The sequence below is a fragment of the Pseudoalteromonas sp. MER144-MNA-CIBAN-0113 genome (assembly GCF_040308965.1).
Lineage (GTDB): Bacteria > Pseudomonadota > Gammaproteobacteria > Enterobacterales > Alteromonadaceae > Pseudoalteromonas > Pseudoalteromonas tetraodonis.
Map to the genome: position 1 here is coordinate 1 of NZ_JBEOOG010000515.1, position 247 is coordinate 247.

The window sequence follows — 247 nt, forward strand, 5'->3', positions numbered from 1 at the left end:
GTGTAAACGTGTCGCCAGTGCAGTTATCCACGCCAGAGAGTGGTATAGATGAATGGTACGATATGCTAAAAGCTGCAAAATTACCTGCATCCTCAATTGTGGCAGAAATAACTGAAGGCCTAATGATTAACCCCGAAGCATTAACGCAACGTCGCTTAAAAGAAATAGTAAAATCAGGTATGCAGCTTGCCCTTGATGATTTTGGTACAGGATATTCGTCACTCGCTTACTTACAAGAAATGGATAC

1 protein-coding gene is annotated in these 247 nt (G+C 41.7%); it reads left to right on the forward strand.

Annotation, left to right across the window (positions count from 1 at the left end):
* Positions 1-247 (forward strand): EAL domain-containing protein (locus AAEY57_RS20750; RefSeq protein WP_350608753.1); only part of this gene is annotated, 247 nt, incomplete at both ends.